Origin of the sequence: Mitsuaria sp. BK037, assembly GCF_014193045.1 — a bacterium.
GTDB lineage: Bacteria > Pseudomonadota > Gammaproteobacteria > Burkholderiales > Burkholderiaceae_C > Roseateles.
In genome coordinates this window covers 452,516-465,346 of the sequence record NZ_JACHYS010000003.1, presented here as the reverse complement: position 1 = coordinate 465,346, position 12,831 = coordinate 452,516, and the positions used below count along the sequence as shown (strand labels likewise).

At 67.1% G+C, this 12,831-nt stretch carries 12 protein-coding genes; 4 read left to right on the top strand and 8 right to left on the bottom strand.

The window, feature by feature from the left end; genetic code table 11:
• Positions 1 to 61: 61 nt before the first annotated feature.
• From FHT37_RS18870 to FHT37_RS18855, 4 genes are all read right to left on the bottom strand, one after another.
• On the bottom strand, positions 62 to 1,351 hold the full coding sequence (locus FHT37_RS18870; RefSeq protein WP_091729645.1) for a YeaH/YhbH family protein: 1,290 nt from the start codon (positions 1,349 to 1,351) through the stop codon (positions 62 to 64).
• A gap of 31 nt (positions 1,352 to 1,382) precedes the next feature.
• Positions 1,383 to 3,305: a PrkA family serine protein kinase gene (locus FHT37_RS18865; RefSeq protein WP_091729643.1), complete on the bottom strand. Its 1,923-nt coding sequence runs from the start codon at positions 3,303 to 3,305 to the stop codon at positions 1,383 to 1,385.
• Between the two features lie 425 nt (positions 3,306 to 3,730).
• Positions 3,731 to 4,639, bottom strand: a complete 909-nt coding sequence (locus FHT37_RS18860) for a ParB/RepB/Spo0J family partition protein (protein ID WP_091729640.1) — start codon at positions 4,637 to 4,639, stop codon at positions 3,731 to 3,733.
• Between the two features lie 87 nt (positions 4,640 to 4,726).
• Positions 4,727 to 5,317, bottom strand: coding sequence for an alpha/beta hydrolase (locus FHT37_RS18855; RefSeq protein WP_183483614.1), 591 nt, complete (start codon positions 5,315 to 5,317; stop codon positions 4,727 to 4,729).
• Between the two features lie 79 nt (positions 5,318 to 5,396).
• On the opposite strand from FHT37_RS18855, the gene argC reads away from it, so the two are divergent.
• Together argC and FHT37_RS18845 are read left to right on the top strand one after the other, a co-directional pair.
• Positions 5,397 to 6,362, top strand: a complete 966-nt coding sequence (gene argC / locus FHT37_RS18850) for an N-acetyl-gamma-glutamyl-phosphate reductase (protein ID WP_183483613.1) — start codon at positions 5,397 to 5,399, stop codon at positions 6,360 to 6,362.
• A complete protein-coding gene (locus FHT37_RS18845; RefSeq protein ID WP_183483611.1) occupies positions 6,362 to 6,811 on the top strand; it encodes a GNAT family N-acetyltransferase in 450 nt (149 codons plus the stop codon). The genes argC and FHT37_RS18845 overlap by 1 nt, the downstream gene beginning before the upstream one ends.
• A gap of 25 nt (positions 6,812 to 6,836) precedes the next feature.
• On the opposite strand, the gene FHT37_RS18840 is transcribed toward FHT37_RS18845, so the two are convergent.
• The 4 genes from FHT37_RS18840 to mnmG all read right to left on the bottom strand — a co-directional run bounded on the left by FHT37_RS18840 (position 6,837) and on the right by mnmG (position 11,203).
• Positions 6,837 to 7,631, bottom strand: a complete 795-nt coding sequence (locus FHT37_RS18840; protein ID WP_183483609.1) for a GNAT family N-acetyltransferase — start codon at positions 7,629 to 7,631, stop codon at positions 6,837 to 6,839.
• A gap of 13 nt (positions 7,632 to 7,644) precedes the next feature.
• Positions 7,645 to 8,418, bottom strand: a complete 774-nt coding sequence (locus FHT37_RS18835) for a ParA family protein (RefSeq protein ID WP_091729619.1) — start codon at positions 8,416 to 8,418, stop codon at positions 7,645 to 7,647.
• An 88-nt stretch (positions 8,419 to 8,506) separates the two neighbouring features.
• Positions 8,507 to 9,187, bottom strand: a complete 681-nt coding sequence (gene rsmG / locus FHT37_RS18830) for a 16S rRNA (guanine(527)-N(7))-methyltransferase RsmG (protein ID WP_183483607.1) — start codon at positions 9,185 to 9,187, stop codon at positions 8,507 to 8,509.
• Positions 9,188 to 9,235: 48 nt separating this feature from the next.
• The gene (mnmG, locus tag FHT37_RS18825) at positions 9,236 to 11,203 is read right to left on the bottom strand and encodes a tRNA uridine-5-carboxymethylaminomethyl(34) synthesis enzyme MnmG (protein WP_183483605.1); all 1,968 of its coding nucleotides are present in this window, start codon (positions 11,201 to 11,203) and stop codon (positions 9,236 to 9,238) included.
• A 210-nt stretch (positions 11,204 to 11,413) separates the two neighbouring features.
• On the opposite strand from mnmG, the gene FHT37_RS18820 reads away from it, so the two are divergent.
• The gene (locus tag FHT37_RS18820; RefSeq protein WP_091729611.1) at positions 11,414 to 11,674 is read left to right on the top strand and encodes a YkgJ family cysteine cluster protein; all 261 of its coding nucleotides are present in this window, start codon (positions 11,414 to 11,416) and stop codon (positions 11,672 to 11,674) included.
• Positions 11,675 to 11,764: 90 nt separating this feature from the next.
• Positions 11,765 to 12,766: a tripartite tricarboxylate transporter substrate binding protein gene (locus FHT37_RS18815; RefSeq protein ID WP_091729606.1), complete on the top strand. Its 1,002-nt coding sequence runs from the start codon at positions 11,765 to 11,767 to the stop codon at positions 12,764 to 12,766.
• Positions 12,767 to 12,831: the final 65 nt, after the last annotated feature.

Below are 12,831 nucleotides of genomic sequence, written 5' to 3'. Positions count from 1 at the left end.
CCCACGCCCACATGGCGACGGTTCTCGAGACTGCTCATGGTGCTGTCCTCCGGCGTCGCGCTCACGCGGCCGCCCCTTCCTTCTTGAACAGGTCGCGGAAGACCGGGTAGATCTGCGCGACCTCGACCGCCTTGCGCATCGCGAAGTGAGGCACGTCCTCCTCGAGCTTCGCGTACTCCTCCCACAGGTTCTGCTCGGCTTCCGCCACCTGCACGTAGGCGTAGTAGCGGCACAGCGGCAGGATCTTGTCGGCGAGCAGCTCGCGGCAGCGGCCGCTGTCGTGATGCCAGTTGTCGCCGTCGCTGGCCTGCGCGCCGTAGATGTTCCAGTCACCGGAGGGGTATCGCGCCCGGATGATCTCTTCCATCAGGACCAGCGCCGAGGACACCACCGTGCCGCCCGTCTCCGTGGCGTGGAAGAAGTTCTGCTCGTCGACTTCCTGCGCCTGCGTGTGGTGGCGGATGAAGACGACCTCGATCTTCTCGTAATGCCGCGTCAGGAACAGGTAGAGCAGGATGAAGAAGCGCTTGGCCAGGTCCTTGCGGCTCTCGTCCATCGAGCCCGACACGTCCATCAGGCAGAACATCACCGCCCGAGTGGTCGGCTGCGGCACCTTGATGCGGTTGCGGAAGCGCAGGTCGATCGGGTCCAGGAAGGGGATGTTGGACAGGCGCTGGCGCAGCAGCACGATGCGGGCCTCGGTCTCCGCGATCAGCGCCTGGACCTCCGGCTTGCGCGCGTCCTCTTCCTGCGTGAGCGTCTGCAGCCGGGCTTCGAGCTCATGCAGCTCGCGCCGCTTCTCCATGCCCAGCGCGATGCGGCGCCCCAGCGCCCCGCGCATCGAGCGCACCACATGCAGGTTGGTCGGCGTGCCGTCGGTGACGTAGCCGGCGCGCACAGTCTTGTACTCGGGCGTCTCGGCGAGCGTGGTGCGCGCCAGGTTGGGCAGCGCCAGGTCCTCGAAGAAGACCTGCATGAACTCCTCCTTGCTGAGGTGGAAGACGAAGTCGTCCTCGCCCTCGCCGGAGTCGCTCGCCTGCGACCCGCCGCCGCCGCCCTGGCCGCCCTGCGGCTTGCCGATGCGGTCGCCCTTGATGTGCTCGGTGTTGCCGGGCCGCACCACCTCGCGGATGCCGCCCTCGCCGTGGCTGAAGACCGGCTCGCTCAGGTCGCGTTTGGGGATGTGCACGTCCTCGCCGCGCTCCATGTCCCGGATGCCGCGCTTGTCGACCGCCCGCCGCACCGCCTCGCGGATCTGGTCCTTGTAGCGGCGCAGGAAGCGCTCCCGATTCCCGATCGACTTGTTCTTGCCCGACAGCCGCCGATCGATGATCTGTTGAAGGCCTGTCATGTAGGGACCTTTCCGGTGGCGTCCGTTCGGCTCAGCTCGACTTCCGCACGCGCAGGTACCACTCGCACAGCAGCCGGACCTGCTTGGGCGTGTAGCCCTTGTCGACCATGCGCTGCACGAAGTTCTCATGCTTCTTGGCCTCGTCGGCGCTGGCCTTGGCATTGAAGCTGATCACCGGCAGCAGCTCTTCGGTGTTGGAGAACATCTTCTTCTCGATCACCGTGCGCAGCTTCTCGTAGCTGGTCCACGTCGGGTTCTTGCCGGCGTTGTTGGCCCGCGCCCGCAGCACGAAGTTCACGATCTCGTTGCGGAAGTCCTTGGGATTGCTGATGCCCGCGGGCTTCTCGATCTTCTCGAGTTCCGCGTTCAGCGCGGAGCGGTCGAATACCTCGCCGGTGTCGGTGTCGCGGTACTCCTGGTCCTGGATCCAGTAGTCGGCGTAGGTGACGTAGCGGTCGAAGATGTTCTGGCCGTACTCGCTGTAGCTCTCGAGGTAGGCGGTCTGGATCTCCTTGCCGATGAACTCGGCATACCTCGGCGCAAGCACCTCCTTGATGAAGCCGACGAATTTCTGTTCAGCTTCCTGAGGGAACTGCTCGCGCTCGATCTGCTGCTCCAGCACGTACATCAGGTGGACCGGATTGGCCGCCACCTCGGTCGAGTCGAAGTTGAAGACCTTCGACAGGATCTTGTACGCGAAGCGCGTGGAGATGCCGGCCATGCCTTCGTCGACGCCGGCGTAGTCGCGGTACTCCTGGATGGACTTGGCCTTGGGGTCGGTGTCCTTCAGGTTCTCGCCGTCATAGATCTGCATCTTGCTGAAGGCGCTGGAGTTCTCCGGATCCTTCAGCCGCGTGAGCACCGCGAACTGCGCCATCATCTTCAGCGTGCCGGGCGCGCACTTGGCCTCGGCCAGCGAGGAGTTGCGGATCAGCTTCTCGTAGATCTTCACTTCCTCGCTGACGCGCAGGCAGTAGGGCACCTTGACGATGTAGATGCGGTCGAGGAAGGCCTCGTTGTTCTTGTTGTTGCGGAAGCTCTTCCATTCGCTCTCGTTGCTGTGGGCGAGCACGATGCCGTCGAAGGGGATCGCGCCGAAGCCCTCGGTGCCCTTGAAGTTGCCTTCCTGGGTCGCCGTCAGCAGCGGGTGCAGCACCTTGATCGGCGCCTTGAACATCTCGACGAACTCCAGCAGCCCCTGGTTGGCCAGGCACAGGCCACCGGAATAGCTGTAGGCATCGGGGTCGTCCTGCGCGTAGGTCTCGAGCTTGCGGATGTCGACCTTGCCCACCAGCGAGCTGATGTCCTGGTTGTTCTCGTCACCGGGCTCGGTCTTGGCCACGCCGACCTGCTTGAGCACGCTGGGCAGCCGCTTGATGACCTTGAACTTGCGGATGTCGCCGCCGTATTCGTCCAGGCGCTTGACCGCCCAGGGGCTCAGGATGCGATTGAGGTAGCGACGCGGGATGCCGTACTCGCGCTCGAGCAGCGGGCCGTCCTCGACCGGGTCGAACAGCCCGAGCGGGCTTTCGTTCACCGGGCTGTCCTTGAGCGCGTAGAAGGGCACGTGCTCCATGAGCTGCTTCAGGCGCTCGGCGATCGAGCTCTTGCCGCCGCCCACCGGCCCGAGCAGATAGAGGATCTGCTTCTTTTCCTCCAGCCCCTGCGCGGCATGACGGAAGTAGCTGACGACCTGCTCGATCGCGTCCTCCATGCCGAAGAACTCGGCGAAGGCGGGATAGATCTTGATGACCTTGTTCTGGAAGATGCGGGACAGCCGCGGGTCGTTGCGCGTGTCCAGCATCTGGGGCTCGCCGATCGCCTTGAGCATGCGCTCGGCCGCGGTGGCGTAGGCAAGGGGGTTGCGCTTGCACTCGTCCAGGTACTCCTCCAGCGTGAGTTCCTCGACCTTGCTGCGTTCATAACGAGCCGCGAAATGGCTGATCACATCCATGCTGACCTCCGGAGTAGTTCGTAGGGAGGCGACGCGCGTCCAGGTGTGACCACGGACCCCGCATCGTCCAGGAAGTTCTGGCGACGTCCATGACTCAAGGCGTCATCAGAGCTTTCCGAGCTCAGCAAGCATTCAGCAAACGGCCAGCCCATGCTGGCCCAAAGTCCTTCGCCCTGTCGCGGATCGCGACCGACAACCTCAAGGGCGGCGCGGCTTTGGAGGCCATGCTACGCCCATCGAGAGCGATGCGCGATAGCAAGACGTGACCCCGTTGTACTCCCTCGTGCAACGTCTGTGAAGCACTGCCGTTGACGCCCCCCCGTGTGTGGGGCACCTGTGGGAAGTACGAAGAAGACAGCATGCATCCCGCGTGCCATCCTCATGGATTAGTCGGCGGACCGGCGCGCAACGCGGCCCGTCCGCGCTCACTCCTCCGCGCCTGGCGGACGCAGCTTTTGCAGCAAGCCGTTCAATTCGTCGAGCGAGCCGAAGCTGATCGCCACCTCGCCCTGTTCGCCGCGCTTGGTCTTCTTGCGGACGCGGATCTCGACCTGCGCCGTCAGCAGGTCGGACAGCTCTTCCTCGAGGCGCAGCACGTCGCGGCTCTTGTCCGACTTCACGCGCAGCAGCGGGGCCTGGCGGCCCGCGCCCTGCTGGCGCTGGACCAGCTTCTCGGCCTCGCGCACGCTGAGCTTCTTGGCGGCGATCTCGGTCGCGCTGGTGATCTGGTGGGCACCGTCGAGCGCCAGCAGCGCGCGGGCATGGCCCATGTCGATGTCGCCGGCCATCAGCATGTTCTGGACCGGCTCGGCCAGGTTGAGCAGGCGCAGCAGGTTGGACGCCGCGCTGCGCGAGCGGCCCACCGCCTGCGCCGCCTGGTCATGGGTCAGGCCGAACTCGTCGACCAACCGCTTCAGGCCCTGCGCCTCTTCCAGCGCGTTGAGGTCCTCGCGCTGGATGTTCTCGATCAGCGCCATCGCCGCGGCGGCCTCGTCCGGCACCGGCTTGACCAGCACCGGCACCTCGGCCAGCCCGGCCAGCCTGGCGGCGCGGAAGCGCCGTTCGCCGGCGATGATCTCGTAGCGGACCGCGCCCTGGGGCGCGATCGGGCGCACCAGGATCGGTTGCATGATCCCTTGCGCCTTGATGCTCTCGGCCAGCTCGTACAGCGAGCCCTCGTCCATGCGCGTGCGCGGCTGGTACTTGCCGGCCTGCATCTGCGCCAGCGGCAGCACGCCGGGTTCGCCTTCGCGCACCGCCGGTGCATCGCTCACTTTGGGGCCCAGCAGGGCCTCCAGGCCCATGCCCAGGCCCTTGGGTTTCTTTGTCGCCATGGGGCGCGATTCTCCGTGATTCCTTCGCTCTTCCGACGGCCCCCGCCAACCGCCTTGCGGGGGAAGGCTCGCGGCCGACCGGGCGCCTCAGCGGGCGAGGCGCTGCAGCATCGCCCGCCCTTCGGGCCAGGCGCCGAGTCCGGACGCCGCGTTCAGGTGGCCGAGCGGCCCGGCCAGCACGAATTCGGCGCCCCAGTCCGCGGCCATGCCGGCGGCGCGTTCGGGGCGGCAGAAGGGGTCGTCGGTGGAGGCGACCACGATCGCCGGGAACGGCAGGCGAGGGCGGCGGATGGGCCGCCAGTTGTGCAGCTGGGGCGGGGTGTCCTCGCGCTCGGTGTCGGGCGGCGCGACCAGCAGCGCGCCGGCCACCAGGCGCGTGTGGCTAGAGTGGTCGGCCCAGGCCGCCACCAGCTGGCAGCCCAGGCTGTGCGCGACCAGCAGCGCGGGCCGTTCGACCAGGCGCGCATCCTGCTGGAGCACCTCGTCCAGGCGCGCCATCCAGTCGCCGCGGCGAGGCCATTCCCAGTCGTCCTGTTCGACACGCGTGTCGCCATGGCGGCGTTGCCACTCGCTCTGCCAATGGTCGGGATCGGAATTCAACCAACCCGGAAGCAGGTAGACCGGACCCCCCAAAAGGGGATCGTCGAGGTCATTCGAGGGAAGGGCGTGCTGTGACATCTGTTGGCCTTATGCTTCGCGCTTTCTTTGGCGCCATCGGGGAAGGGCCCCGGCGGCAGCGGATTTTGCAGGAGCGGCGATGAAGTACGCGGTGTATGTCGACGGGCAGGAAGGCACGACCGGCCTGCGCATCAATGAATATCTGGCGCAGCGCGCCGACATCGAGGTGCTGCGCATCGACGCCGACAAGCGCAAGGATCCCGCCGAGCGCGCCCGGCTGCTGAACGCTGCCGATGTCGCCTTCCTCTGCCTGCCGGACGCCGCCTCGCGCGAGGCGGCGGCGATGGTGACCAATCCCAAGACCTGCCTGATCGACGCCAGCACCGCGCACCGCACCGCGCCGGGCTGGGCCTTTGGCCTGCCGGAACTGGCCAAGGGCCAGCGCGCCGCGATCCGCGAATCGAAGCGCATCGCCAACCCCGGTTGCCACGCGAGCGCCTTCATCCTGGCGGTGCGCCCGCTGGTCGATGCCGGCCTGCTGTCGCGCGACGCGCTGGTGACCGCGACCTCCATCACCGGTTACTCCGGCGGCGGCAAGTCGATGATCGCGGAGTACGAGGCCGGCGGTCAGCCGAAGCTGACGGCGCCGCGTCCTTACGCGCTGGGCCTGGCCCACAAGCACCTGCCGGAGATGATGGCCCACACCGGCCTGAAGCAGGCGCCGGTGTTCATGCCGATCGTCTCCAACTTCTACAAGGGCCTGGCCGTGACCGTGCCGCTGCACTTGAGCCAGCTGCGCGCCGGCACGACGCCGCAGCAGGTGCGCGACGCGCTGGCCGCGCATTACGAGGGCGAGCGCTTCGTCCACGTGAAACCGCTGCGCGACCCGGACACGCTGGCGGGTGGCTTCTTCGATGTGCAGGCCTGCAACGACACCAACAACGTCGACCTTTTCGTCTTCGGCAGCGAGCAGCAGGTCCTCGTGATGGCGCGCCTGGACAACCTGGGCAAGGGCGCCAGCGGCGCCGCGGTGCAGAGCATGAACGTGCACCTGGGCGTCGACGAATCGCTGGGCCTGACCGGTCCGGACCTCAACAGCATCTGATGACGGATCCGACGCGGATCGCCAGCCGCGAATGGCGCCGGGATGGCGCCGTTCCGCAGGCCGACCTGGACGCCATCCGCGACGGCGTCATCACCCACGGACGCCAGCAGACCCAGGGCAGCGATGCCCGCGACATCGCGGTGGCGCTCTACGACGGCGACGTGCTGATCGCCGGCGGCTTCGGCCGCACGGAGTTCCAGCGGCTCTACATCAGCTACCTGTGGGTCGAGGCCGATCACCGCGGCCAAGGCTTGGGCGGCGACTGCCTGCGCCAGCTCGAGGCGCTGGCCCTGCAGCGCGGCTGCGTCGATGCGCTGATCGAAACCTTGCTGGACGAGGTCGCCGAGCTCTACGAGCACCTCGGCTACGCCTGCATCAGCCACGTCCACGACTTCGTGCCGGGCTTCACCCGGCACACCTTGCTGAAGGTCTGGCAGGCGCGCGACTGAGCCTCGCCGCACGAGGCGAGGGTGCTCAGGTCCAGGCGCGAGGATCGTCGCTGCGGTAGTGGTAGCGGTAGGCCTGCAGGAAGCCCAGGCGGGCATAGAGGCGCTGCGCGGCATCGTTCTCGGCGCCGACCTGGAGATAGGCCGTCGTGGCGCCTTGCAGGCGCGCCTGGGCCAGGAGCGCGGCGCAGAGCTGATGGCCGTGCCCGCGACCGCGTTGGTCCTCGGGCGTGAAGATGTCGAAGAGTCCCGCCATGCCGCCCACTGAGGTGCCGGCCGGCCCGGGATCGATGGCCACCTGGCCGCAGGCGAGCAGCACGCCATCGCGTTCCAGCTTGAAGGCTTGGTGACGCACGCTGGCTTCTTCGAGGCGCCGCGCATGGCCGGTGATCTCCTCGACGCTGGAACGGCGCAGCGCGCCGATCAGCGCGGCGTAGTCGGCTGCGGAAAGCGGCGTCAGCCGCTCCGACGAACCAGGCTCGCCGAAGCCGTCCAGGGACGGCAGCACCATCACGTCGGCCGGATCGAAGCGATGCCAGTGCATCGCGGCAAGGCGGTCGTCGAGGTCGTCCGGTTGGCTGAACGGGGTGAGGCGCAGGATCAGCGGCAGCCCGGCCTGCTCGAAGCTGACGCGGCAGCGGCGCAACAGTTCTTCCAGGGGAAGCGATCCCCCCGCAAGCGGGTTCACACAGCGAGACCGCTTGGCCTTGCCCGGCGACAAGCGCAGCAGCCACCCCTCCACCTGGGCTTCACGTGGCGCCGACGCCGCGTTGAGGCCGGCCAGTTCGGCGCGGCGGGCGAGGGCGTCCAGTTCCGGCGACATCGATGGGACGCGCTCAGCGCATGCCGCCGACGCGCTTCACCATTTCCTTGGCGAAGTCGATGAAGGCATGCGCGCCCTTGGATCCGCCATCGAAGACCACGCCGGGCAGGCCGTAACTGGGCGCCTCGGCAAGACGGACATTGCGGGGGATGACGGTATCGAAGACCTTCTCGCCGAAGTGCGCCTTCAGCTGCTCGCTCACCTGCTGCTGCAGCGTGATGCGCGGATCAAACATCACGCGCAGCAGGCCGATGATCTGCAGGTCCGGATTCAGGTTGGCGTGGATCTGCTTGATCGTGTTGACCAGGTCGGTCAGGCCTTCCAGCGCGAAGTACTCGCACTGCATCGGCACGACCACGCCGTGGGCCGAGCACAGGCCATTGAGCGTCAGCATGGACAACGAGGGCGGGCAGTCGATCAGGACGAAGTCGTAGTCCTGCGCGGCGGCGGCCAGCGCGGTCTTCAGGCGCTGCTCGCGGCGTTCCAGCTCGACCAGCTCCACCTCAGCGCCCGCCAGTTCCCGGTTGGCGCCCAGCACGTCATAGCCGGCCTTCTCGCTGCGCTGGCGGGCTTCGGCGATGGTGGCCGATTCGAGCAGCACGTCGTAGACGGTGAGGGCGAGGGCGCGCTTGTCGATGCCCGACCCCATCGTCGCGTTGCCCTGCGGATCCAGGTCGACCACCAGCACGCGCTGGCCGACCTTGGCCAGGCCGGCGGCCAGATTCACGGTGGTGGTCGTCTTGCCGACGCCACCTTTTTGGTTCGCAACGCAAAAGATCTTGGCCATGAATGCTGGGAGAACGAACTCGGGAGAGGGCGCAGCTTAACCGCTGGCGCATGGGTCGGCGACGCAGAGTCGCCGGGAGAGGGCGACCTCAGGCTGCGGATGTCGCTTCCGCCCCAATGGGGCGAATCCAGAGCAGGCAGCGCTGGGCGTCAAGCCCGGGCACGATCAGCTGTTCCACGTGAAACACGCTCAGGTCCGGGGCCCGTTGACGGAGTTCAACAAGCTCCTCGACCGGTTGCTGCCCCTTCATGGCCGCCCACACGGCACCGGGCTTCAGGTGCATGCGGGTCCATTCGGTGAAATCCGCCAAGGACGCGAAGGCCCGCGAGGTGATGACGTCGAACGGCGCCGTCTTCAGCTGCTCCACGCGGGAGTGCTCCGCATGCAGGTTGGGCAGGCCGATTTCCGCCGCGACCTGAGTGATGAAAAATGCCTTCTTGCCGACGGTGTCGACGCAGGTCACATCGATGCTCGAATCGCAGATCGCGATCACCACACCAGGCAATCCGCCACCGCTGCCGACGTCCATCAGGCGAAGCGGCTGGCCGGCGGCATGGCGGCGCAGGGGCGAAATCAGGCTGAGGCTATCGACCAGGTGCTGGGTCAGCATCGCTTCCGGATCCCGGACGGCCGTCAGGTTGTAGACCTTGTTCCACTTCGACAGCAGCTGTAGGTAGGCGATCAGCTGATCCAGTTGCTGGTCGTTCAGACCGAGCGCCATGGTCTGGGTGGCGGCGGCAAGTCGGGAGCGCAGGTCAAGGTCGGTCATCAACGGCGTGATCGATCGATTCGGGATTGGGGTGTGGGAAGGGATGAATCAGGCGGCGGCCGATTCGGCGGCTGCATCCTGGTCGGTAAATCCCTTGAAGCGGCCCTTGCGCAGGTGGATCAGCAGCAGCGAAATCGCCGCCGGTGTGATGCCCGAGATGCGCGAAGCTTGGCCCAGGGTTTCGGGACGATGCTTGTTCAGCTTTTGTCTGGCCTCGAAGGAGAGGGCGGTGACCAAGCCGTAGTCCAGGTCTTCGGGCAGCTTCAGGTGCTCGTAGTTGGAGGCGCGGGCGACGTCCTCCTGCTGCTTGCTGATGTAGCCGGCGTACTTGACGCTGATTTCGATCTGCTCGACCACCGCATCGCTCAGGTCCGCGCCGACGGACGCGGCCAGCGCGGCGCGCGACACGCCGGCTTCCGGACGTGCAATTGCAGCCACTTCAGCGATGGTGTCGAAGGTGACGCCGGGGCGGCGAAGCAGGTCGATCAAGTTGTACTCGCGCTCGAGTGGCTTGCCGACGAGGCGCTCTGCGTCGGCGGCCGGCAGGATGTTCGGATGCACCCAGGTCGACTTCAGCTTCTCTGTTTCACGTGAAACAGCATCACGCTTGCGGTTGAAGGCATCCCAACGAGCGTCGTCCACCAGGCCCAGTTGCCGCCCCGCTTCGGTCAGCCGCATGTCGGCGTTGTCTTCGCGGAGCTGGAGCCGGAACTCGGCGCGACTCGTGAACATGCGGTAGGGCTCGGTGACGCCCTTGGTGATCAGGTCATCGACCAGCACGCCGAGATAGGCCTGGTCGCGGCTGGGCAGCCAGGCGTCCCTGCCTTGAACCTGCAGCGCCGCGTTCAGGCCGGCGAACAGCCCCTGAGCGGCCGCTTCCTCGTAGCCGGTGGTGCCGTTGATCTGGCCGGCGAAGAACAGGCCGCCAATGGCCCGCGTCTCGAAACTGGACTTCAACTCGCGCGGGTCGAAGTAGTCGTACTCGATCGCATAGCCCGGGCGCAGGATGTGCGCGTTTTCGAGTCCGGGGATGGATTGGACGGCCGCCAACTGGATGTCGAAGGGCAGGGAGGTCGAGATCCCGTTCGGGTAGAACTCGTGCGTCGTCAGGCCTTCGGGCTCCAGAAAAATCTGGTGCGAGTCCTTGTCTGCGAAGCGGTTGATCTTGTCCTCGATGGACGGGCAGTAGCGCGGACCCACGCCCTCGATCACGCCGGTGAACATCGGACTGCGGTCGAAGCCGGAGCGGATGATCTCGTGGGTGCGGGAATTGGTGTGGGTGATCCAGCAGGGCAACTGCTGCGGATGCTGCGCGGCGCTGCCCATGAAGCTGAATACCGGCACCGGGTCCAGGTCGCCGGGCTGTTCGGCGCACTTGGAAAAATCGATGGTGCGACCGTCCAGTCGCGGCGGGGTGCCGGTTTTCAAACGGCCTTGGGGCAGCTTCAATTCCTTGAGCCGGCCGGACAGCGACACGGCCGGCGGGTCGCCGGCGCGACCGGCGGCATAGTTGTCCAGGCCGATGTGGATCCGGCCGTCGAGGAAGGTGCCGGCGGTCAGCACGACCGCCCGGGCGCGGAAGCGCAGGCCCGACTGGGTGACCGCGCCGACGACGCGGTCCCCCTCGACCATCAGGTCGTCGACGGCCTGCTGGAACAGCATCAAATTGGGCTGGTTCTCCAGCCGGCGCCGGATAGCGGCCTTGTAGAGGATGCGGTCCGCCTGCGCGCGGGTGGCGCGGACCGCCGGGCCCTTGGAGCCGTTGAGGATGCGGAACTGGATGCCGCCTTCATCGGTCGCCGCGGCCATCGCGCCGCCCAGCGCGTCGACTTCCTTGACCAGGTGGCCCTTGCCGATACCGCCGATCGACGGGTTGCAACTCATCTGGCCCAGCGTCTCGATGTTGTGGGTCAGCAGCAGCGTGCTGACGCCCATGCGGGCCGCCGCCAGTGCGGCCTCGGTGCCGGCATGGCCGCCGCCGACCACGATCACGTCGAACTCTTTCGGATAAAGCATGGCAAGGCGTCCAGCGGAATCGGCGATCGGTCGATCGAGGCCATCGCGGCGCGCGGAAGGCGCGAATCCAGGCGATGGACAGCCGGCTGGCGTTCAGATGAGGGAAGGGCGCGATTTTACGCGGGGCTGTGGATAAGTCACTGCCTCAGGGAGATAGCGGGCGGACCTTGTTGGCGTCTGCGAAGGGCGTGCGGCGACAATCCCGCCGTCATGAACTGCCGCCCCCACTGCGCCGCCTGCTGCATCGCCCCGTCGATCAGCAGCCCGATCCCCGGCATGCCCGACGGCAAGCCGGCCGGCGTGCGCTGCATCCAGCTCGACGACGAGCTGCGCTGCCGGATCTTCGGCCGGCCGGAACGGCCCTCGGTCTGCGGATCGCTGCCGCCATCGGAGGACATGTGCGGCGACTCCCGCGAGCAGGCGATGCGCTGGCTCGGCTGGATGGAGGAGCAGACCGCGCCCCCGGCCTAGGCCCTCACGCGGCGCCGACGGACCGACAGCGCCTTGAAAGCGCGTGTTCGTAGAGTCATCCTCTCCAGAAGAACCGACCGGAGACATCGCATGACCCCCACGAACGAGGACCGCCGCCGCTTCCTCCTCCAATCCGCCGCGCTCGGCGCCACGGGCACGACCCTCGGCGCAAGCGCCCCCGCCTTCGCGCAATCCACCTGGCCGTCGCGCAACGTGCGGCTGGTCGTGCCCTTCGCGCCCGGCGGCAGCAGCGAGATCGTGGCCCGCGCCACCGCCGCCGAACTGAGCAAGACGCTGGGCCAGGCGGTCTACGTCGACAACAAACCCGGCGGCGGCGGCAACATCGCGATGGTGGAGGTGGCGCGCGCGGAGGACCAGCACACGCTGATCCTCGGCCACATCGGGACGCTGGCAGTGAACCCGTACATCTACGACAAACTGCCCTACGACCCCAACCGCGACTTCAAGCCGATCACGCTGCTGGCCAAAGTGCCCAGCCTCTACGTCGTCCATCCCGACGTGCCGGCGAAGAACCTCAAGGAATGGGTCGCGCTGGTGCGCAAGAACCCTGGCAAATTCAGCTACGGCTCGGCCGGTAACGGCAGCGCGGGGCACCTGGCGATGGAGTACCTCAAAATGGTCGCCGACCTGTTCATCCTCCACGTTCCGTACCGCGGCACCGGCCCGCAATTGACCGACCTGCTGGCGGGACGGCTCGAGGCCGCGTCGGTCGGCGCGCCGGCCATCCTTCAATTCATCAAGGCCGGGAAGCTGCGCTGCCTGGCTACCGGCTCGAAGGAACGCCTGCCCCAATTGCCCGACGTGCCAACCGTCGCCGAGCAAGGCTATCCAGGCTTCGAAATGACCCAGTGGTACGGGCTGTGCGCGCCGGCCAATCTCGCGGCGGCAAACACGGACAAACTCGCCGTGGAATCGGCGAAGGCCATCCGATCGGTTTCTGCGAAGGAGCGCCTCAGCCACGATGCGGCGGAACCGATCGGCAATACGCCGGCGCAATTCGCGGCGTTCATTGCGCAGGAACAGCAGCGCTGGAAGCAGGTGGTGGCACGGGCGAAGATCAAGCCCGATTGAGGGGGCTTCTGTGACCCCTCCGGGGCGCCAATTGGGGTGCCCTCGGGAGGGCGACTGCGGTTGGC

Bases quoted from the DNA above. Each gene is read 5' to 3' on its own strand.
- rsmG (WP_183483607.1), bottom strand. From the start codon at position 9,187: ATGACCGACCTTGACCTGCGCTCCCGACTTGCCGCCGCCACCCAGACC.
- FHT37_RS18865 (WP_091729643.1), bottom strand. From the start codon at position 3,305: ATGGATGTGATCAGCCATTTCGCGGCTCGTTATGAACGCAGCAAGGTC.
- FHT37_RS18860 (WP_091729640.1), bottom strand. From the start codon at position 4,639: ATGGCGACAAAGAAACCCAAGGGCCTGGGCATGGGCCTGGAGGCCCTG.
- FHT37_RS18855 (WP_183483614.1), bottom strand. From the start codon at position 5,317: ATGTCACAGCACGCCCTTCCCTCGAATGACCTCGACGATCCCCTTTTG.
- FHT37_RS18815 (WP_091729606.1), top strand. From the start codon at position 11,765: ATGACCCCCACGAACGAGGACCGCCGCCGCTTCCTCCTCCAATCCGCC.
- mnmG (WP_183483605.1), bottom strand. From the start codon at position 11,203: ATGCTTTATCCGAAAGAGTTCGACGTGATCGTGGTCGGCGGCGGCCAT.
- FHT37_RS18840 (WP_183483609.1), bottom strand. From the start codon at position 7,631: ATGTCGCCGGAACTGGACGCCCTCGCCCGCCGCGCCGAACTGGCCGGC.
- argC (WP_183483613.1), top strand. From the start codon at position 5,397: ATGAAGTACGCGGTGTATGTCGACGGGCAGGAAGGCACGACCGGCCTG.
- FHT37_RS18870 (WP_091729645.1), bottom strand. From the start codon at position 1,351: ATGACAGGCCTTCAACAGATCATCGATCGGCGGCTGTCGGGCAAGAAC.
- FHT37_RS18820 (WP_091729611.1), top strand. From the start codon at position 11,414: ATGAACTGCCGCCCCCACTGCGCCGCCTGCTGCATCGCCCCGTCGATC.
- FHT37_RS18845 (WP_183483611.1), top strand. From the start codon at position 6,362: ATGACGGATCCGACGCGGATCGCCAGCCGCGAATGGCGCCGGGATGGC.
- FHT37_RS18835 (WP_091729619.1), bottom strand. From the start codon at position 8,418: ATGGCCAAGATCTTTTGCGTTGCGAACCAAAAAGGTGGCGTCGGCAAG.